This is a genomic window from Paenibacillus praedii (genome assembly GCF_049725345.1).
In the GTDB taxonomy this organism is placed as follows: domain Bacteria; phylum Bacillota; class Bacilli; order Paenibacillales; family Paenibacillaceae; genus Pristimantibacillus.
Genome location: NZ_JBMWAM010000004.1, coordinates 115980 through 136947 on the forward strand (window position 1 = coordinate 115980; position 20968 = coordinate 136947).

Sequence of the window (20968 nt, forward strand, 5' to 3'; positions counted from 1 at the left end):
CGGCATATGGAAATGTACTCGAAAGCGGCTTGGCTGATTCCGCTGTTCCCGCTGGCGGCGTTCCTCGTTTTGACCGCGCTCGGCCGCAGCTTTCGCAGGGCTGGCGTATGGATTGGAGCCATAGGCTCGCTGACGGCTTTTATACTGTCTCTGCTCATTGTTATTAGCCGTCTTGACATGAATGCGGTGGACTACAATTATGCGTTTAATTGGATTGAAATCGGAGAATATACGCTTCGAATAGGATTCGAAGTAACGAATTTGACGGCCTTGATGCTGGTCGTGGTGACGCTGGTCAGCTTCCTGGTTAACGTCTATTCTGCCGGTTATATGAAGAAAGACGAGCGGATTACCGTGTTTTACGGCTATGTATCGTTATTTACCTTCTCGATGCTCGGACTGGTGTTATCCGATAATCTGCTCTCGCTTTATATTTTTTGGGAGCTGGTAGGGGTTTGCTCATTCCTGCTGATCGGATTCTGGTATACTCTGCCTAAAGCCAAGGCTGCTGCCAAAAAAGCGTTCATCGTGACGCGCATCGGCGATGCCGGCCTGCTGCTTGGCATTCTGCTGCTTTTCTGGTATATGCCGGATCATGCGCTAGATTTCACGACGATACAGAGTGTGTTTGATGGTCAATCCGGTGCTATAACGAACGGAATTACCACCTTAATCGCGCTGCTCATATTCCTTGGAGCAATAGGGAAATCGGGTCAATTTCCGCTGCATGTCTGGTTGCCGGACGCCATGGAGGGCCCGACCCCGATAAGCGCGCTTATTCATGCAGCTACGATGGTTGCGGCTGGCGTGTTCCTAATTGCGCGGACATATGATATTTTTCAGGATTCTGCTGCTGCGATGGAAACGATCGCGTATGTTGGCGGATTTACCGCTATTTTCGCGGCGACAATTGCGCTCGCACAAAACGACATCAAAAGAATTTTAGCTTACTCTACGGTAAGCCAGCTTGGCTATATGATGATGGCGCTGGGGCTTGGCTCTTTGACGGGCGGCATATTTCATTTGTTCACGCATGCCTTCTTCAAGGCGCTGCTGTTCCTTGGCGCCGGCAGCATTATACACGCGGCACATACACAGAACATTAACGAATTGGGCGGACTTGGCTCGAAGATGCGCGTGACGGCGTGGACTTTTGCCATAGGGGCATTGGCCTTGTCCGGGATTCCCCCGCTGTCAGGCTTTTGGTCGAAGGATCTCATCCTGACAGTGGCGCTGGATACGAATCCGTTATTGTTCGTTGTCGGCTTGGCGGCTGCTTTCTGTACGGCGCTGTATATGTCGAGATTGTTTTTTCTCGTCTTTATGGGCAAGCCGAGCAAGGCAGTTATTAACGCGAAGGAGTCATCGGCATCAATGACCGTGCCGCTGATCGCGCTTGCTGTGCTCGCGGTAACGTCTGGCTTCGTCGAGACGCCGTGGAATGGTTGGTTTGGCTCGTGGCTGAGCGGAGAAGCCGAGGCTGCGCATAGCAGCGGAGTTGCGATTATCGCTTCGATTGCTGTAGGCTTTCTCGGGATTTATATCGGCTGGCTCATTTATGGCAAGCGGAGCACCACTAGGGAATCTACTGCGGAACGTTCACCTTGGTTAAGCAAGCTGCTGGAGCGGGGCTATTACCTGGATGAGCTTTACGCAGCTGTTATTGTGAAGCCGATTAAGCTGGCAGGTGAGCTTATGATTGTTCTGGATACCTACTTCATTGGCGGTATCGTTCGGTTGGCTGGGGTGTCGATGGCATCTGCCGGCAGAGTGGCCGCAAGGCTGCAGAACGGACAGGTGCAGACATACAGCCTTGCAGCTGTGATTGGGCTCGTTGTCATTGTTGCAGCCATTGTCGGAAGGAGGTTCTGGCCATGAGCATCCTGAACGACACTCCGATATTATCGTTTATTTTGTTATCTCCACTGCTTGGGATTCTTGTTATTTTGCTGCTGCCGAAGCATCGGAGCAGCTGGCTGAAGACGGCCGCTGTCATGATTACGCTGGTTCCGCTTGCGCTTTCCTTATGGTTATATACGGAATATGATCAGCAGCACGGCGGAGCGGTCTTTGAGGAGCAGTTAAGCTGGGTGGAGGTTCCGCTTAACAAAGAGCTGCAGAATGGCGCATCGAGCTATAGTTTTTCCTTCCAGTATACACTTGGAATCGATGGGCTATCGCTGCCGCTGCTGCTGCTAACGACGCTTGTGACAGCAATGGCTGCGCTTGCCGCCGTGCATGTAAAAAAACGGTGGAAGTCGTTTTTTGTATGGTTCTTGCTCTTGGAGCTGGGGATGCTGGGTGTTTTTCTCGCCCGCGACGTATTTCTGTTCTTCATTTTCTTCGAAATCACCCTTATTGCGATGTATTTTTTAATTGGCATTTGGGGTTATTTCAATCGAGAGCGGGCGGCCAATCAGTTTTTGCTGTATAACGGAATCGGGTCTGCTATTATGCTGCTTGCATTCGTTCTGCTCGTTAGCACGGCGGGATTCCGAATTGATCAAGTTGGCGAGCAGGTAAATCTGATCTATAGCGGCGGCTACGCCGATATAATGCGCAACTTGGCTGATCCGAACGCATGGGTCAATAGGGTGCCTGAGCAGCTCGGCTCTATTAATCCGTTCTATATGACGGATACCATGCAATGGGTATTGTTCATTATGCTGCTTGTAGCTTTCGGTATTAAGCTGCCGGTCTTTCCGTTCCACACCTGGATGCTGAAGGTGCACACGGAAGCGCCGCCTTCAGTAGTCATGATCCATTCCGGGGTCTTGCTTAAGATGGGTGCATACGGTCTGCTGCGCTTCGGCGTGCTGCTTTTTCCAGAGCAGGCAAAGGATTGGGCGGTTGTGCTGGCCGTGCTTGGCGTCATTAACATTTTGTACGGAGCGCTGCTCGCCTTCCGGCAGCGGGAATTCAAGCTGGTGCTTGCGTATTCCTCGATTAGTCATATGGGAATCGTGCTGCTCGGTATGGCTGCCTTTAATGAAATTGGTCTTCAGGGGGCGGTATTCCAGCTCGTGTCTCACGGACTCATATCCGCATTGCTCTTTCTCATTGTTGGCAGTATTTACGAGCGGACGGGAACGACGGAACTGACTGAGCTTGGCGGCTTGGCCAGGTCGATGCCGTTCATCAGCGGAGTGCTGCTGACGGCAGGGCTTGCATCGCTTGGCTTGCCGGGCTTATCAGGCTTCGTTGGCGAGTTTCTCGCCTTTCTCGGATTGTTTGAATCTATGCGCTGGTTGACGGCAGCAGGCGTGTTAGGCATTGTATTGACGGCGGTCTATGTCCTGCGCGCTGTGCTGAAGATCACGTTCGGGACTCAGCCGGAAAAGTATGGCGCGCTTAAGGATGCGCGGCTCATCGAAGCGATACCGATGATCGTGCTGCTGGCCTTCATTGTGCTGTTGGGCTGTTATCCATCCGTTCTGACGGATACTGTGCAATACAATATAAATGGCCTGTTCGAACAATTAATTGCAACAAGGGCGGGGGGATAGACCATGGACCAAGGCGTTTCATTTATACCGCTGACATGGACGGATATGCTCTACCTTGCTCCGGAGCTTTCTCTTGCAGCCGTATTTATTATGCTTGTGCTGCTTGATCTATTTTTGCCGAAAAGCTCCAGCAGGCTGCTGATCGGATGGGGGTCGCTCGGGGGACTGCTGCTTTCGCTGGCGCTCGTGCTGTGGCGGATGCTGGATATGCATCAAACGGGCTCGGCGCCGATTCAATTGCTCGCTAACAGCTATCGGATCGATGATTTTGGCAGTCTGCTGAAAATCGTAATTTTAACGGGCTCGGCACTGATCGTTCTGTTGGCAATGGGTTCCTTGAGGGAGGAAGCCGGCATAACCGAAAAAGGCGAATATTTTTATTTGCTGCTGCCCGCTGTTATCGGCGCGATGTCAATGGCTTCCTCGGGTAATTTGATTACGCTGTATATCGGACTTGAGCTGCTTAGCATTACGAGCTACGTGCTTGTCGGCATGCGGCGCAAATCGTCTAAGTCAGCGGAGGCAGCTTTTAAATACCTGGTGACGGGAGGCGTTTCCTCAGCGTTTGTGCTGTTCGGGATGTCGTACCTGTACGGAGTGACAGGCTCCGTTGATCTAGCTGTTATAGGGCAAGCCTTGCCGGGTGCTCTGACCGATTATAAAGCGCTTGTCTATGTGGGCTTCTTCTTCATGCTGGCAGGTTTCGGAATCAAAATCGCCGCAGCGCCCTTTCACGCGTGGGCACCTGATGTGTACCAAGGGGCGCCGACTCCAGTATCCGCTTTCCTTGCGGTCATTTCGAAAGGCGCGGCACTCGCCGTTCTATTTAGAATTCTGTTCAATACGGTAATGATTGTCGCAGGGGTTGATGAGGGAGTGGTATCGAGGGATGTGTTTTTCGCTCTGCTGGTGCTCTCTGCCGCGGCGATGCTCGTGGGTACAACAACTGCGCTAGGTCAAAAAAATGTGAAGCGTATGCTCGCGCTCTCTGGCGTAGCAAATGCCGGTTACATGCTGGTGCCGATTGGCATTTCGATAACGGTGGTGCATAGCAGCAACTTCTCGGAGTTCGTGTTTTACTTGGCCGTCTATTTACTGATGACAATTGGAGCATTCGCGGTACTGACGGTCGTTAGCGGGGCGTCAGGGCATGAAGAGCTGAAGAGCTTCTCCGGCATGTATTATCGGGCGCCTTGGACGGCAGCGGCGATGGTCATCTTCATTCTGTCGCTTGCAGGGCTGCCGGTTTCCGGCGGGTTTTTCGGGAAGTTGTTTATTTTACTGGGAGCGGCCAGCGCGAAGGCTTACTGGTTAGTGGCGATCATGGTTGTCAGCAGCGTCATTTCGTATTATTTCTATTTTGGAGTTGTCCGGCAAATGTTCATGCGCAGCGGCAATATCGATCGCGAGATTCACGTGCCAGTACCAACCGGGATCGTTATTTGGCTTTGTGCGATAGCAACACTTGTGCTTGGCTTATTCCCTGCCTTGCTCATGAACGTCATTGATGCCGTTTTCTCGATTCACTATGATCTGCTGTTTGGTTATGGCGATTGAACGAATACCAGTTTGAAGTTTGAAGTGTGCGAATAAGTGCTGTGAAGCTCTCTTGCAACGCGATGGCGTTGACGACAATAGGTCGGAGCGAGGCTTGCAGCGCTTTTTTTGCAGCTATGAGGGCACGTGAGTTGGTATTTGCAAAAAATGTTTAGAATTTGGTTCAAATGGGTAATGGACAGGAGAATACTTAGGATAAGAAAGAAAGCATATTTTCTTGGGTATTTAAACCTTATGTGAAGAGGAGTGGCATAGGTCTTATGTCCTTTTGTGCGCGAGAAACAAGGGAAATGGTATATCGGAATAGAATTTTACAGGTGGAATCGAATTATTGAAGACTTATTCCGGTTTTGAAGCGGGTAACTTGCTTTTTGACTCTTTGCTTCACTATCCCCTCAGCTCAGGAAGAGAACGGGGCGGCTTAGGAAGTACAGCAGGTTAGGCTATGGAATAAGGAGCGGTTAAATGGAGCCTTGGCAGATGTTATGGCGTTACGGTGGTATAGTCCTGAGCCGATGGGATAGTGGCATAAAGGAAATGAATGAATACGATACATAAAGGCAGAATACGATGATAATTAAAATGCGACAACGAGCAGGCAAGCAACGGCGACATAAGTCTGACGCCTCCTCCCGAGCTCTCATGCAGGGAATGATTAGGCCGTCGTCATTCATCGACAACATCATATCGCGCTTGAGCAAGCCGGCAAGCGCGGCAAGCCTGTCTCGCGGGGCGCGCACGCTTCTTCGTCGCGCGCTGCCCGCGCTGCTGCTCGCGAGCGTTGCCCTCGGGGGCATAGCCCCCGCAGGGCCTGCTCGCACAGCGGCGCCTGCGGCGCAGGCGGCCGCCGCAGACGCGGCCGCTGGCGCCAACGGCGCCCAAGCAGAGCAGCCGCATAGCTGGCTGCTCAAATGGCGCGATCCCGCGCTCGCGCATGAGCTGCGCGGGACGGAGGTGCTCCGCCGTCAGGATGAGACGGCGGTGTTTCTTGTGCGTCCGCAAGATAGCGAAGCGGACGCGCAGGAGTGGCTGCGCCGGCTGCAGAGCTTGCCGGACGTGGAATATGTGCACCCGAATTTTGGGGTGCACATTCTTGATTTGCCTCCCGTAGCGGAAGAGGCCGCGCCGGGAGGCGTGCAGACGCCTGCGAGGGACGCAGCAGGCGCAGGTGCGGGCGAGCGTGGCAGCGCCGCGAGCGATACAGCGCCGCAGGCGCAGCTGCCTGCGAAGCTGGAAGCGGCCAGCACGGCAGCGGCTGCAGCGGCGGCTCCGTACGCGGCTAATGATCCTGAGCTGACGAAGCAGCTCTATCTTCATCAAATCGGCGTGCCGAAAGCGTGGGAAACCGTCCGTGAGCAGTCGAAGCTTACGATTGCCATTGTGGACACGGGGGTTGATCTTGATCATCCTGATTTGAAGGATAATCTTGTGCCCGGCGTCAATCTCGTTAATCCCAATTCGCCTCCTGATGATGATAATGGTCATGGCACCAGCGTGGCGGGAGTCATCGGTGCTGTCGGCAACAATGGCGTAGGTGTAGCAGGCATACTATGGAAAGCAAAAATTATGCCGATCAAGGCGCTTGATCATCGCGGCGACGGTACTGAACAAGAGCTCGGCGAAGCGATTCTGCATGCCGTGCGCAGCGGCGCTAGCATCGTGGTGCTGTCTGTGGGATTGCATCGCTATTCGCCATATATGCTTGATATTGTGCAGTATGCGGAGAGTAAGGGGGTGCTGCTCATCGCTGCGGCAGGCAATGACGGCTTGACTTTGGGGACGAAGGCAGCAGTGAAATACCCTGCCGCTTATCCGACTGTGCTTGCGGTCGGAGGCGTGAAAGCTAACAATTCGGTCAATCCCCGGTCGAATCCGGGCAGTGAGCTTGATATCGTTGCTCCATGGAATGTGTTTACAACTTCGATTGGTGGTTTATATAAAAAGCAAGAAGGTACCTCAATGGCCGCACCGCAGGCTGCAGCCGCGGCGGCGTTAGTTTGGTCTCGTTACAGAACATTAAAGCCTTATCAGATCCGTGAGCTGCTGCGTCAGACAGCGCAGGATATTGGAGCGGCTGGTGCAGACCATGCTTCCGGCTATGGCGTCCTAAGGGTGGATCAAGCCGTAAGCTCAACCTTGAAGCCCGATGGCTTTGAGCCAAACGACAGCAACAGAACGGCGTCGCGTTTTCCGCTTCATACGCAAATATCCGCTGAACTTCAAGGAACTGCCGATCATGATTGGTATAGGATCGATACTCCTTATGACGGTACGTTAACCATTTCTTATGAGGGATTGGTTGAAAGCGGAAATATTGTACCGCCCGTTCGTATGACGCAATACACCAATGGCGTCAAGCAAAGTACTGTCGACACGAAGCTTGCAAGCAGGTCCATTGATTTCGAGGTGAAGAAGGGACAGCATCTTATTCATCTTGAGCTTATTAACCAGAGCAGTGATGACAGGCTGCCCTATAAGCTTACGTCAACGTTTACCATGAAAGCTGACGATTACGAGAACAATGACAGATCCTATGAAGCTTTTACGCTTCAGCCTCGTTCACAGTCGATAACGGGAAACTTTCACCAGACTGCTGACCGTGATTGGTTCGCCGTAACATTCACGCAAAGCGGCAGGCTCAGCCTGACGCTAAGCACGAATACGGTGCGCATTGATCCGGGTCTTGCCCTTCAGCGGGCGGGCCAGCCATTACTTGTGTATGACGACGAAGAAGAGGGGGAGACTGAGCATTCACCAGTTATAACTATCACACCCGGCAAATATTATATTCGTATTCACAATGCGATCTCATCCGAAGCAAGTCCGAGTATCGGCACCTATACGCTGAAGATGGAATTCACGCCAAAGTACGATGATCCGAATGAACCAAACGATAAATCGTATGAAGCCTTTATGGTTAATCCAGGAACCGAGTATCTTGGCGTCATTGGAAGCTTTGCTGATGTAGACTGGTTTCAGTATCGCATAGCGAGCTCGAGTATCGTAAGCATTTCGATCGGCAACGTGCCCGTAAAACATAATTTGAAGCTTGAGCTCTATGACAAACGTATGAAACAGTTGGCGCAAACAAGTACGAATGCGACCGGCAAGCTTCAAACAAAGGAGCAGTTGCTTCAGCCGGGCATATATTATGTAAAGCTGACAGCGGACGCACCATTTGATCAGCAGTATTATCGCTTTAATTTAGTAGCGGAGGAGCTGGTCGCGGGATTCCGGGATATTAAAAATCATTGGGCGCAAAATGAGATTACAGCTTTAAACAAGCAGGGAATTATTAATGGAACAGGCGAAAACCGATTCGAGCCGAAGCGGGCCATCACTCGTGCCGAAGCGGTTGCGATGGTGGTGAAGGCCTACAAACCACTCCCGGTGAATACAGTGCAAACGAAACGATTCAGGGATGTCCCGAATGGTCATTGGGTCTCAGACGCTGTCGCAAGGGCCGTTCACCAGGGCTGGATCAAAGGCTTCCCTGATGGAACCTTCAGGCCTGAACAGCCGATCACGCGCGCTGAAATGGCGTTTATTCTTGGCAATGCCGAAGGGGTAAGGCCGCAATTGCCGATCGTTGATCCGTTTGCCGACGTGCCTCGAACCGCTTGGTATGCGCCAATGCTGTTCGCGATGAAGCTTGGCGGCCAGATTGAAGGCATGCAGGCGGATAGTTACAAACCTAAGCAGCAAGCAAGCAGAGCCGATTTCACCGTGCTGTTGTATCGAGTGATGAGCTAGGGAGGATTCATGGACGTTGACTATGGGCTTTACGACAGCCTTCAAACCTATACAGGTATGACAGGATTGTTCTCTATTTTAATTGTAATTCTGTGTATTATTTTCGTTTGGTCGGTGCTGAGAGAGGTGAAATGGGAAGCATTGTTTCGTTTTCCCCGCAGCCCAAAAGCACGTATGTTTCAGGTTATTATCGCCATTATTATTGGACATTTGTTAGCCAGGTTTATTTTGGAATATTGGGGCTATACGATGCTCCTCAAGAGCTTTGTCGAATAACAAAAGCGAAATATGTCAACAATGGGTAATACATGACGGTACGAAAATACCGATGTCTTACGAATAGTTAAGTGAATAACTAATTTTAAATTGGAAACGCATTTTTGTCCCAAGAAAAACATCGATTTTCATCTAAAAGAGTCTTTTCATGACGAGCGATTCGCAGACAAAATGTGGCATGAATTTAACGCTTGTCGATTCATGTAAATGAGTGATAAGATGAAGTTTGGGAAAAGTGTGTAATTCCAAAATTTACGAGTAGGAAATAGAAAATGCAGCTCGCGGAGGGAACCTAAGATGACCAAAATTATCGTCCGCGGAGGCCAGCGATTGAAGGGTACGGTCCGTGTCAGCGGAGCCAAAAATGCAGTACTGCCCATTTTAGCGGCCTCATTATTAGCGACAGAAGGAGACAGCGTCATCAACGACGTACCCCTCCTCGATGACGTTATGACGATCCAGAAGGTGCTAGCCTCATTAGGCGCACAATTATCTTATAATAATGAAACGATGCGCATATCGGCGTCGGCTATAACGACTTATGAAGCTCCTTATGAGCTTATTCGCAAAATGCGGGCATCCTTCCTTGTGATGGGACCGCTTCTTGCTCGCATCGGCAGAGTTCGAATTTCACTGCCTGGGGGATGTGCAATCGGTACTCGTCCGATAGACCAGCATTTGAAGGGCTTCGAAGCAATGGGCGCAGAAATTACACTTGGTCAGGGCTTCATCGAAGCAAGCACGAAGACGCGTCTCAAGGGGGCGAAGATTTATCTTGATGTAGCAAGCGTTGGAGCGACTGAGAACATCATGATGGCTGCCGCTTTAGCAGAAGGCACGACGATACTCGAGAATGCTGCGAAAGAACCTGAAATCGTTGATTTAGCCAACTATATCAACGCGATGGGCGGTAAGGTTCGCGGTGCAGGAACAGGCGTTATCCGTATCGAGGGCGTAGACAAGATGCATGGCGCAGTACACAATGTAATTCCAGACCGAGTAGAAGCGGGTACCTTTATGATAGCCGCTGCGATTACAGGCGGAGACGTATTTGTAGAGGGTGCGATCGCGGATCATCTAACGCCGGTTATTTCAAAGCTTCAGGAAATGGGCGTAAAGATTACCGAAAGTGATAACGGTATTCGTGTACAATCCAGCACGACTTTGAAATCCGTTGATGTCAAAACGTTGCCGCATCCGGGTTTCCCGACAGATATGCAGTCGCAAATGATGGCCTTGCTGCTCGTAACTGAGGGAACAAGTGTCGTAACAGAAACGGTGTTTGAGAATCGCTTCATGCATGTCGAAGAATTCCAGAAGATGAATGCGCAGATTAAGGTTGACGGACGTACAGCGATTGTAAGCGGCGGATTGCCGTTATCGGGAGCCAAGGTATGTGCAACTGATCTGCGTGCGGGCGCGGCGCTTATATGCGCGGCACTGCGTGCTGAGGGTGAGACGGAAGTAACAGGTCTGCATCATGTGGATCGTGGATACGTTGATATTACCGGCAAGCTTGCATCGCTGGGTGCGGATATTTACCGGGTAGAGAATGAAGAAGAGAATGCTGCTGAGGTGGCAGCTATTATTTCAGCTGCAGCTAGTAAAGCAGTGACAGTTGCAGCAAGCAATGAACCATTGCCTGCGCGTGATATCGTCTCAGTAGTCGCGATATCTGCATCAGCTGGCGAAGGTGAGACCTCTCCTGCGTATAAGCGTGAGAAAGAAGTTTCCATGCTAAAGGTACAGCCGACATGGGCTTAGCAGGCCTTGGCAACCTAAAGAAGCTGTTTCAAATAAGCTGCAGCAGGCTTATCTGAAACAGCTTCTTTTTTTCATCCATTATCGAGTAGGCTTGTAAGAAGGATTTAGCTATAATGGATGCAACAACTGTTTTTACGCAAAGGGGCGCTTATGGCAACAATTCATGATGTAGCAAAAAAAGCAAAGGTATCCGTTACGACGGTTTCCCGTGTATTAAATAACAGGGGTTATATCAGTGAGGCGACTCGAGCCAAAGTGTTTAAGACGATGGAGGAGCTGAACTATCAGCCGAATGAGATTGCTCGTTCCCTACTTAGAAAGCAATCTAATGTTATTGGACTTATCCTGCCTAATGTGGCTCATCCATTTTTCAGTGAGCTAACGAATCATATTGAAAGCTATGCTTATGAGCACGGCTTCAAAATGCTACTTTGCAATTCCCAGCTCGATCCGGTAAAAGAGAAGGACTACATCGAGATGTTAAAGCGCAATCGCGTTGATGGGATCATCATGGGCAGCCATACGCTGCAGGTTGAGGAATACAAGCATTTGAGCTCACCGATCGTAACGTTTGACCGTCAAATCAGCAAAGAAATTCCATACATTTCTTCCGATAACTATGCAGGAGGAAGCCTTGCGGCCAGCCTGTTGATTGATAAGGGTTGTAGGAAAATTGCTCATATTTGTGGAAATTTAGAGCTTCAATTGCTAGCAAATAAACGAACAGAGGCTTTTCAAGCGATCGTGAATGCGAATCATGTGGAGCATCTTATTATTCAGACCGATATGAATGTGTTTGATCAGATGCAATACGAGGAAATTATGCGTCAGCTGTTCCAGGAGCATCCCGATATTGACGGCATATTCGCGACGAGCGACATTATTGCGGCATTTGCGATCAAAGAAAGCGCAGCTGCAGGCAAACGTATTCCGGAGGACATTAAGATTATCGGCTATGATGATATTAATGCGGCAAAATGGATGATGCCGGCCATTACGACGATTAAGCAGCCTATTGCTCAAATGGCTCAAAAAGCGGTCGACCTTATTATGGGACAGATGAGTGAAGAGCCGTTTGCAGCAGAAAATATCCTTCCCGTCAAACTGGTGGAACGGGCAACAACCTAAAAAGTAACAAGCTAAAATCCCTTGCGCAGCGCGGGATTTTTTATTTTAATCAAATATGTCAAAGGAATGACATGTCAAACGATTGACATATAATGCGTCCGTCTATATAATACGATATGAAAGCGGTTTACATAATCAATAAACCGTAAAACACTTTTATGAATCGGGGGATATAGAATGAAAACTTGGAAGTGGATGCAGGCATTGGTCTTATCTCTTATCGTTGTTATGGTCGTTACAGCTTGTGGTAATTCAGAAGAATCTGGCGATAGCTCAGAAGTGAAGATATCGCTGCTTAACTCCAAAGGTGAAATTCAATTGCAGCTTGAAGAAGCGGCGAAGGCTTTTAAAGAGGATAATCCGAATATCACGCTTGAAATCATTCCGGTTCCGGCAGGACAGTCACCGTTTGAGAGAGCGTCCGCGCTTTACGCATCTGGCAATCCTGCAACGATCACAATGCTTGATACAGGAGACGTAGAGAAGTTTAAAGATCGTATTCTAGATCTAAGTGAAGAGAAATGGATGGCAGATGCCGTTGACCGCAGCACTTCGCTGACGACATTCGATGACAAGAACTACGCATTCCCGCTTGCGATTGAAGGTTACGGCTTCATTTATAATAAGGCTGTTGTGGATGCAGCAGTAGGCGGTTCTTTCGATCCGGCAACCATTAATACCACCCAAGCTCTTGAAGAGCTATTTACAAAGATCGAAGCTTCTGGAAAATCGGCGCTCATCGTTTCTCCGATGGACTGGTCGCTGGGTGCTCACTACCTGCCGCTTGCATACGCAGGGCAATCCGCAGATACGGAGGCTGTTTCCAAGTTTGTAGACGATTTGAAGGCTGGTACAGTCGATCTTTCCAGCAATACAGTGTTTAACGGCTTGATTGACACCTTTGACGTAATGGCGAAATTCAACATTGATAAAGCTTCACCGCTTTCTGGCACTTATGAGAGAGGTCCTGAGGTGCTTGGTAAAGGCGAGGTAGGCATTTGGTTCCAAGGAAACTGGGCTTGGCCGCAAATCAGCGGTTTTGATACTGCGGACGGACAATATGGCTTCCTTCCTGTACCGATAAGCAACAATGCCGATGACTTTGGCAATACACAAATTTCTTCCGCGGTATCAAAGCGTCTTGTCCTTGATAAAGAGCAGAACACACCGGAGCAGCAAGCAGCAGCTAAGCAGTTCCTGGAGTGGATGGTATACAGTGAGAAGGGTCAAGACTTCTTAGTAAATAAGGCGAATATTATCCCAGCCTTCAAGAATATTACGCTTGAAGCGCAAGATCCGCTTGCGAGATCGATTTCCGAATATATCGCAAATGGCAAAACGCAGGATTCGATGAGCACATTGCCGGCGGACCACTGGGCTAAAGTAGGCGCTTCGATGCAGAAGTATTTGGCTGGAGCTGCCGATCGTGCCTTGCTGGCAACAGAAATTCAAGAATATTGGAAGACGGTTAAGTAATCGTTAACCGTTTGAAGCTGGCTTACCCCGTCATCTAACGGGGTAAGCCGTTTACGCTTGTTTGCTTCCTTTGACAAAAAACATGCATGAATGCGAGGGCTCAATGATGATATCGGAAAAAGGGCTGTGGAAACGTCTGAGACTGCAGCTGCTATTTACTGGACCTACTTTGTTTGCTTTTCTTGCCGTAATGATTGTTCCTTTCCTATATGGAATATATTTGACCTTTACGAATTGGGATGGCATTTCAACGACTAGCAACCTTGTTGGGTTTGAGAATTATGTTTCTGTATTTAAGGATACGGCTTTTTGGAAATCCTTTTTATTGACTTTACAATACGTTTTTATTTCGGTCGTACTAATTAATATTGTTGCTTTTCTTCTTGCTTATGTGCTCACAACCGGCTTGAAGGGGCAAAGCATATTCCGTGCAGGCTTCTTTATTCCCAACCTGGTTGGCGGAATTGTACTCGGCTTTGTTTGGCAGTTCATTTTTTCAAATGTATTAGTTTTCTTAGGCAAAGAAATGAATATCCCATTGTTCAGCGATTCATGGCTGTCTGATCCTAACAAAGCCTTCTGGGCGATGATTATCGTTACCGTGTGGCAGTATGCGGGTTATATGATGGTTATTTATGTAGCTGGTCTTATGAATGTACCCAAGGATATATTGGAGGCTGCGAGCATTGATGGAGCCAATCTATGGACCAAAATGCGCAAAATGGTGCTGCCGCTCATGGTTCCATCCTTTATCGTTTGTATTTTCTTATCGCTGCAAAGAACCTTTATGGTATATGATTTGAATATTTCCTTAACAAAGGGCGGACCTTTCAAAACCACGGAGATGGTGTCCATGCACGTCTATGGAAAAGCTTTTCTATCAAGAGATTACGGTGTAGGCCAAGCGGAAGCGTTCGTGCTGTTCTTGCTCGTGGCCATCATTACGATTACACAGGTTTACTTTAGCAAGAAAATGGAGGTGCAGGCGTGATGGAACAGAAAAACGGAGCACTGGCCTGGACCAAGTTCCTCAGCCTCTTTATTCTTTTAATTTTGTTCGTCTTTCCCTTTTTGCTGCTTCTGAGCAACTCATTCAAAGAAAACAGAGCTATAACATCAAGTCCGCTTTCATTACCAGAGAGCTTCAGCTTGGCCAATTATACGAATGCATTCGGCAAAATGAACTATATCTCTGCCTTCTCGAATTCGATGATTATAACGGTGATCAGCGTTCTGCTTATTTCACTGTTAGCTGCAATGACGGCTCATTATTTTGTTAGAAATGAGTCAAAATTCAATCAGTATACGTTTTTCATCATGGTGGCTGCTATGATTATTCCGTTCCAAGCCATTATGATTCCTCTCGTCAAAATATACGGATCCATCGGCTTCTTAAACAGCAAATGGGCCCTTATTTATATGTATATCGGATTCGGAAGTCCGCTTGCCGTGTTTATCTACCATGGCTTCGTGAAGAGCATTCCAGCCGAGCTTGAGGAGGCTGCGCTTATCGACGGCTGTACGAGAACGCAGACCTTTTTCCGCATCGTCTTTCCGGTGCTTACGCCAACCACGGTTACGATTGCTATTTTGAATGTATTGTGGATTTGGAATGACTTCCTATTGCCATCGCTTGTGCTTATTGCACCCGATGAGCGGACTCTGCCGCTGTCGACCTTTTATTTCTTCGGTACTTATACCGTTGATTACGGCCCGTTGATGGCGGGGCTCATGCTGACTATTCTACCTGTATTAATCGTATACTTGTTCGCGCAGAAATACATTATTAAAGGTGTTATGCAAGGCTCTATTAAATAATGGGTAAAGGTTGGATGCTTTATTTTGTACACACGCGAAAATGCCGATAAATTTATTGCGGACAGAAAATATTTGCTAAAAGAACAATTCCGCTTGAACTATCATCTCATGAGCGAATTTGGCTGGATGAATGATCCAAACGGCTTCGTTTATTATAATGGAGAGTATCATTTGTTTTATCAGCACTATCCTTATCAGCCCGTATGGGGTCCTATGCATTGGGGCCACGCGGTAAGTCGTGATCTGATTAGCTGGAAATACCTGCCGATGGCACTGGCACCCGACCAAACGTACGACAAGGATGGCTGCTTCTCCGGCAGCGCGATCGAGCGCGATGGCAAGCTCTATTTGATGTACACGGGTCATCTTATAACGGGACCAGACAAAGATGCAGACTATAGCCAAAATCAAAATATAGCCGTATCCGAGGATGGCGTTCGCTTCGAAAAGCTCGGAAATAATCCCGTGCTTGGTCCGGATCAAATTCCGGCTGGGGCAAGCTTAAAGGATTTCCGTGATCCAAAGGTATTTGAGCGGGATGGTACCTACTATGTTGTGCTAGGCTCTAATGATGGTCAAGGAAATGGACTTATTCTGATGTATCGTTCTGATGATCTAATGAATTGGAGCTTCGCGGGTGAAATCGCCCGAAGCGACGGACAGATGGGCGACAACTGGGAATGTCCGGATATTTTTGAGCTTGGCGGGTACGATGTCATGATGCTGTCGCCGCAGCGTATGCCGGCGCAAGGAGATGACTATCGCAACCTTCATTCAACGGCTTATATGATTGGTCGCCTTGACACCGAGCAGGGCCGGTTCCATTACGAGCAGTACGAGCAGGTTGATTGCGGCTTTGATTTTTATGCTCCTCAAACTACGATCGACAATAAAGGAAGACGAATCGTCATAGGCTGGATGGAAACATGGGAGACGGAAATACCGACCCAGCTTGGTCATTATTGGGCTGGAGCCATGTCGATGGCTCGCGAGGTTGTGCTGCAAGGAGATAAGCTGTTATTCAAGCCGTTAGAAGAAATAATCTCCTATCGAGATAACGGCTATGAGGCTGCTGATCTAACCATTCATGGTGTAAAAGATATGGAGGTAAGCGGAGACTGCTATGAGCTCGAGGTTGTGTTCCGGGCGGAGACTGCTGAAGAATTTGGGCTGCTGCTGCGAACGCATGACACGGAAGCGACTGTTCTATCTTATCGCCCCGCCGATGGCCAGCTGCGTTTCAATCGTGATAACTCGGGTATTGGATTAGGCGGTGAGCGTAGAACAAAGGTTGAGCTGAAGAACGGTCTACTAGAGCTGCGTGTCTTCGTAGACAAATCTTCTGTAGAAGTGTTCATCCAAGGCGGGGAGAAGGTCATGACAGGCCGTATATATCCTGGTCCTGAGTCAAAAGGTATCCAAGCTTATGCCAAAGGGACCTGTAATATGGTATCCTTCAAGAAATGGGATTTGAAATAATCCACATCGTTCACAACTGAAGGAGGCGCTTGAGCTGTCTAACGTATTTACGATTGGTGAAGCACTAATTGATTTTATTCCTGACACGCGCGGCATAGATTTGAAGTCTGTTGTTAACTTCAAAAAGGAGGCGGGAGGCGCCCCGGCCAATGTGGCTTGCGCTGTAGCCAAGCTTGGCGGGAAAAGCGTATTTATCGGAAAGCTAGGCGCTGACGCTTTTGGTGATTTTCTTGTAGAGACGCTAAACGATGTAGGAGTAGACACTCGTTATGTTCTAAGAACGAATGAGGCGAATACAGCTCTTGCGTTTGTCAGCTTAAAGGCCGACGGCGATCGGGACTTTTCATTTTATCGCAATCCAAGCGCTGATATGCTGCTTTCAGAACATGAAGTAGACGTGAATTGGTTTGCCAAGGGCGATATTCTTCATTACTGCTCCGTCGATCTGATTGAAGCGCCGGTGAAGTATGCCCATTTGAAAGCTATTCAAGCTGTGAAGGCGGCAGGCGGCCTTGTCAGCTTTGATCCAAACGTTCGCCTTCCACTCTGGCACAATCCCGAGGACTGCAGGCAAACGATTTTGCAATTCATCCCGCTGAGTCATATCGTTAAGATCAGCTCCGATGAGCTGTCCTTTATTACAGGCATAGAAGATGAGCAAGCGGCGCTAGCCTCTTTGTTTGTGGGCGATGTGGAAGCTGTTGTCTACACGAGAGGTGCTGACGGGGCATCCTGGTATGGACGAGGTGATCAGGCGACCGAACCGGGACAAGTAGTAGCCGTCGTGGACACAACGGGTGCAGGCGACGCCTTTATCGGAGCCCTCTTGTACCAGCTTCAGCTGAACCAAGGTACCCTTGAAGGGATCGATGCTTCAAAAGCGAAGGAGATTATTTCCTTCGCCAACAAAGCAGCCGCTCTCACCACTACACGTCCAGGAGCGATAAGCTCTCTTCCCAGATTAGAGGAGCTCACAGAGTCAGAATAAATCACGTATACCCGAGATCACCCAGATCATCGTAGATTATTGCAGATCAATGCAAATCACGGCAAATCATTTGCGATCAACTCCAGGTCACTTGTAAATCATACGATACGAACATGCAAGAACGGCAAACGCCCTCACAAAGGCGGAATTGCCGTTCTTTTTTTGTTTCCATAAATTCAATACTCCCCTTACCCGTGAAATTATAATATTTGCGAGGTACATAACAATGTTTGATTTCCTTTGGTTCACTATCCCCTCTGCTCAGGAAAGAAAATTTTCTTTACTGCAACCTCTCCCCAAAAAACCAACTCACCCAACAGACTACAGCGTTAAAAAGTGCACAACTAGCTTGCGATTATAAACCTCCGCAACCACTCGTCTAGTCCCAATGGATAAATCGGCATAGACTGCACAAAAAGCGTACCGATAAAATATGCGCAAGCACATAACCAGTCCTACAGATAGCTGAGAAAGATTCTTCTGGTCCAAAAAATGTGTTTACATGAATATTGTTGATAAACCGCTAGACTGTGAGGAGCGGGACGGCAAGTGACGACCACCGGCAATAGTAGTATAGACCGCATAATATAAATGGAATTTCAAGCTGCAGAAATCTGCGGATGATAGTGTGTATTCGTGTGTGATAGGCATAATTCGAGCAATAGTTCGAATGGACAACGAGTTAGGTTTCTTGAATAGTTTTGACGGAAGCAGAACTCGTCTAGATAGGATTGAGCATAAGCGAGTCCGAGGCCATGAAAGGTGTTGTTTATCCATTGAAAGGCGTTTTTAGCTATACGAGGAAGTTTCGCTTCGCAATGAGGTGGATTACTGTATTTTTTGTTTATTTCAATTTGAGAGAATGTCGAGCAGATATGCTGTTCCATGAACGCGTGCTCGGCAAGCTTGTTTAAGACTGCGCGGGGGTGTTTTTGAGCTGGCGCGAGTTTTATTTTTACGTAGGAGGTTTCATTATGGGTCGTAACCGTGCGCGCTACAATGGCAGCATGCTCTTGTTGTAGAGCATCATAAGTAGGAATGGGCTGCTTCATGTAGATTTCAAGTTTGGCTTTTATCATGCCTGAGAGAAGGGTGCTCATGTCTGAGGCCGATATGACGCGGCGGAGCTTGTTCAACATGGACCATGCGGTTTTGTAGGTTACATCTATGAGCGCGGATAGTCCGACTGCGTTAATGCTTTGTTCGTGGGTCGCGACGATAAACAGGGTGAGCAGCCATTTTTGAAGTGGAGTTTTGCTTTTGTCCATAGCCGTGCCTGCGGTTAATGAAGTTTGGCGGCCGCAACGATTACATTCATATAGTGGCAATCTCCTAGTTGTTATCACGTAGGCCGAGGTGTGGGTGCAGACGGGGCATAGAAAGCCAGTTGGCCACTTGATTTTGTACACAAATTCGATGCACTGTTCTTCATTTGAAAAGAGCTGCTCCATTTGTTTTAAGATATCAATCATATTGCAACTCTCCTCGAACTTTCTAAAATTAACGGGAACATTTGTTCTCATTTTATTTTAACTGTTTGGAGATATAAAATCAACTGTTTTTGCGAATTTATGGAGACTGTATTTGGGTGGTCGAGGCTGATAACAGAGCAGAGGCTGACTTGGATGGAGTGAATACAAAAGTGAGCGGCGGAACGGACTGCTAAAGTGCGGTTCGTTAGGGCAAACTTTTATTAGATTAAGAAATTTTCCTGAGCTGAGGGGATAGTGGAGCAAAGAAGAGGAATGGGAGTATCCAAGTATAGTGAGAGTAACACCCGGGTAAAACGATGTGTGCCCAGAATAGTAAGAGTGGCACCCGGAAAATCGATGTGTGTATACGAGAAATTTAAAAGTATATTAAGGGTTGAAATGTGAGTATCACAGCTGCGCAGTTCTACCCTACTATTTTAGCTCATAGAATAAACCATCAAGGCCGGATTAAGAGAGAGGCTAATTTCGCTCTATGATAGGTGCTTGCAGGCGTCTGGCCAGGATGGGAAGGGGTAAGCATGAGACGAAAGATAGGTAGAATAACGAATCGGGAGCGTTGGTATGGGAGCAGGCGGATCTGGTCATTGTTTGGGATCGGGATTTTGCTGGGGGCTACGATTGTGTTCGTTCGTTTGTCTTTAGCAGAAATAACGGCCAGCAGGAATGTAACGGAGCAAGCAAGCCTTGGAGCGAGTGTGAATCAAGCTGGTTTGGGACAGGCTGGAGCGGAGCTGGATAAAGCAGGGGCTGTGCCTCAATCGAATAAAAGCGCTTCTGCATCGAAGACGACTGCGCCAGTTAGAGGAGAAGCAGAGGTTGACATAAATGATGAAGATAGCAGAGCCGCAAAGACATCACTTGATAAGCTGAAAGTAAGAGTATATTTAACAAAGGAAAAACGAATAGAAGAGGTTTTTTTAGAAGCCTATGTACAGGGCGTTCTCGCGGGTGAGATGCCGATAGATTTCGAGCTGGAGGCGCTTAAAGCGCAGGCCATTGCGGCACGTACCTATATCATTCGTCGAATTGTACTAAAGGATAGAAGCGGGATGGAGACGGAGCTTGCTGATGTGACGGATACGATCGAGCATCAGGTGTATATTCCGCGCGCCAAGCTGGACGAAGAGTGGACGGGGCGGCAAGGTAAGGCAAATAGGGTTAAGCTGGAGCGGGCTGTACAGGAAACGAGAGGGCTAGTCATTACCTATGAGGGCGAGCCGATACAGGCTGTTTTTTTCTCCACAAGCAATGGTTTTACTGAAAATTCAGAGGACTACTGGGAGCAGCAGCTGCCTTATTTGCGAAGTGTAGCAAGTCCTTGGGATGAGGGAATTTCCCCTCGCTATAAAGCAACGATCAAGCTGACTAAGCGAGAGTTTTATAGGAAGATGGGCCTCTCTGGCAAGAGAGCAACCGATATGCTGACGATCAAAGCGACGAAGAAGACAGCTGGCAATCGGATCGATACGGTTACCATAAACGGTGAAGACTTTAGCGGGCGAGAAGTGCGCGAACGGCTGGAGCTGGCATCCTCGGAGTTTTCATGGACGATTCAGAAGGATACCGTTGCGATTACTACGTTTGGCTTTGGGCATGGTGTAGGAATGAGCCAATGGGGCGCGAACGGGATGGCGAAGGAGAGCATAACTGCAGAGGCTATTGTTCGTTACTATTATACGGGAACGAAGGTCGAACAAGTTTCAAAGCTTCCAATTCCGTTAGACTCTTAA

14 protein-coding genes are annotated in these 20968 nt (G+C 48.5%); 13 read left to right on the top strand and 1 reads right to left on the bottom strand.

Going from position 1 to position 20968, the window contains the following annotated elements:
* Nucleotides 1-6: 6 nt before the first annotated feature.
* The 12 genes from nuoL (at nucleotide 7) to ACO9K6_RS05960 (ending at nucleotide 17745) form a co-directional block, all read left to right on the top strand.
* Nucleotides 7-1878 (top strand): NADH-quinone oxidoreductase subunit L, encoded by a 1872-nt coding sequence (nuoL, locus tag ACO9K6_RS05905; protein ID WP_424766613.1) that lies wholly within the window; start codon nucleotides 7-9, stop codon nucleotides 1876-1878.
* Nucleotides 1875-3506, top strand: coding sequence for a complex I subunit 4 family protein (locus tag ACO9K6_RS05910; RefSeq protein ID WP_424766614.1), 1632 nt, complete (start codon nucleotides 1875-1877; stop codon nucleotides 3504-3506). The genes nuoL and ACO9K6_RS05910 overlap by 4 nt, the downstream gene beginning before the upstream one ends.
* Before the next feature lie 3 nt (nucleotides 3507-3509).
* Nucleotides 3510-5063, top strand: a complete 1554-nt coding sequence (locus tag ACO9K6_RS05915) for an NADH-quinone oxidoreductase subunit N (protein WP_424766615.1) — start codon at nucleotides 3510-3512, stop codon at nucleotides 5061-5063.
* A 570-nt stretch (nucleotides 5064-5633) separates the two neighbouring features.
* Complete coding sequence (locus tag ACO9K6_RS05920) at nucleotides 5634-8816, top strand: S8 family peptidase (protein WP_424766616.1); 3183 nt, start codon at nucleotides 5634-5636, stop codon at nucleotides 8814-8816.
* Nucleotides 8817-8825: 9 nt separating this feature from the next.
* A complete protein-coding gene (locus ACO9K6_RS05925) occupies nucleotides 8826-9092 on the top strand; it encodes a DUF1146 domain-containing protein (RefSeq protein ID WP_424766617.1) in 267 nt (88 codons plus the stop codon).
* A 297-nt stretch (nucleotides 9093-9389) separates the two neighbouring features.
* Nucleotides 9390-10856, top strand: a complete 1467-nt coding sequence (murA, locus tag ACO9K6_RS05930) for a UDP-N-acetylglucosamine 1-carboxyvinyltransferase (protein WP_424766618.1) — start codon at nucleotides 9390-9392, stop codon at nucleotides 10854-10856.
* A gap of 150 nt (nucleotides 10857-11006) precedes the next feature.
* Nucleotides 11007-11984 (top strand): LacI family DNA-binding transcriptional regulator, encoded by a 978-nt coding sequence (locus ACO9K6_RS05935; RefSeq protein ID WP_424766619.1) that lies wholly within the window; start codon nucleotides 11007-11009, stop codon nucleotides 11982-11984.
* Between the two features lie 177 nt (nucleotides 11985-12161).
* Nucleotides 12162-13460 (top strand): ABC transporter substrate-binding protein, encoded by a 1299-nt coding sequence (locus ACO9K6_RS05940; protein WP_424766620.1) that lies wholly within the window; start codon nucleotides 12162-12164, stop codon nucleotides 13458-13460.
* Nucleotides 13461-13566: 106 nt separating this feature from the next.
* On the top strand, nucleotides 13567-14451 hold the full coding sequence (locus tag ACO9K6_RS05945; protein WP_424766621.1) for a carbohydrate ABC transporter permease: 885 nt from the start codon (nucleotides 13567-13569) through the stop codon (nucleotides 14449-14451).
* On the top strand, nucleotides 14451-15278 hold the full coding sequence (locus ACO9K6_RS05950; protein ID WP_424766697.1) for a carbohydrate ABC transporter permease: 828 nt from the start codon (nucleotides 14451-14453) through the stop codon (nucleotides 15276-15278). Before ACO9K6_RS05945 ends, ACO9K6_RS05950 begins: the two co-directional genes overlap by 1 nt.
* A gap of 24 nt (nucleotides 15279-15302) precedes the next feature.
* Nucleotides 15303-16757, top strand: coding sequence for a glycoside hydrolase family 32 protein (locus ACO9K6_RS05955; RefSeq protein WP_424766622.1), 1455 nt, complete (start codon nucleotides 15303-15305; stop codon nucleotides 16755-16757).
* A 34-nt stretch (nucleotides 16758-16791) separates the two neighbouring features.
* On the top strand, nucleotides 16792-17745 hold the full coding sequence (locus tag ACO9K6_RS05960) for a carbohydrate kinase family protein (protein WP_424766698.1): 954 nt from the start codon (nucleotides 16792-16794) through the stop codon (nucleotides 17743-17745).
* Between the two features lie 599 nt (nucleotides 17746-18344).
* On the opposite strand, the gene ACO9K6_RS05965 is transcribed toward ACO9K6_RS05960, so the two are convergent.
* Nucleotides 18345-19217 (bottom strand): transposase, encoded by an 873-nt coding sequence (locus ACO9K6_RS05965; protein WP_424766623.1) that lies wholly within the window; start codon nucleotides 19215-19217, stop codon nucleotides 18345-18347.
* A gap of 539 nt (nucleotides 19218-19756) precedes the next feature.
* On the opposite strand from ACO9K6_RS05965, the gene spoIID reads away from it, so the two are divergent.
* Nucleotides 19757-20968: a stage II sporulation protein D gene (spoIID, locus tag ACO9K6_RS05970; protein WP_424766624.1), complete on the top strand. Its 1212-nt coding sequence runs from the start codon at nucleotides 19757-19759 to the stop codon at nucleotides 20966-20968.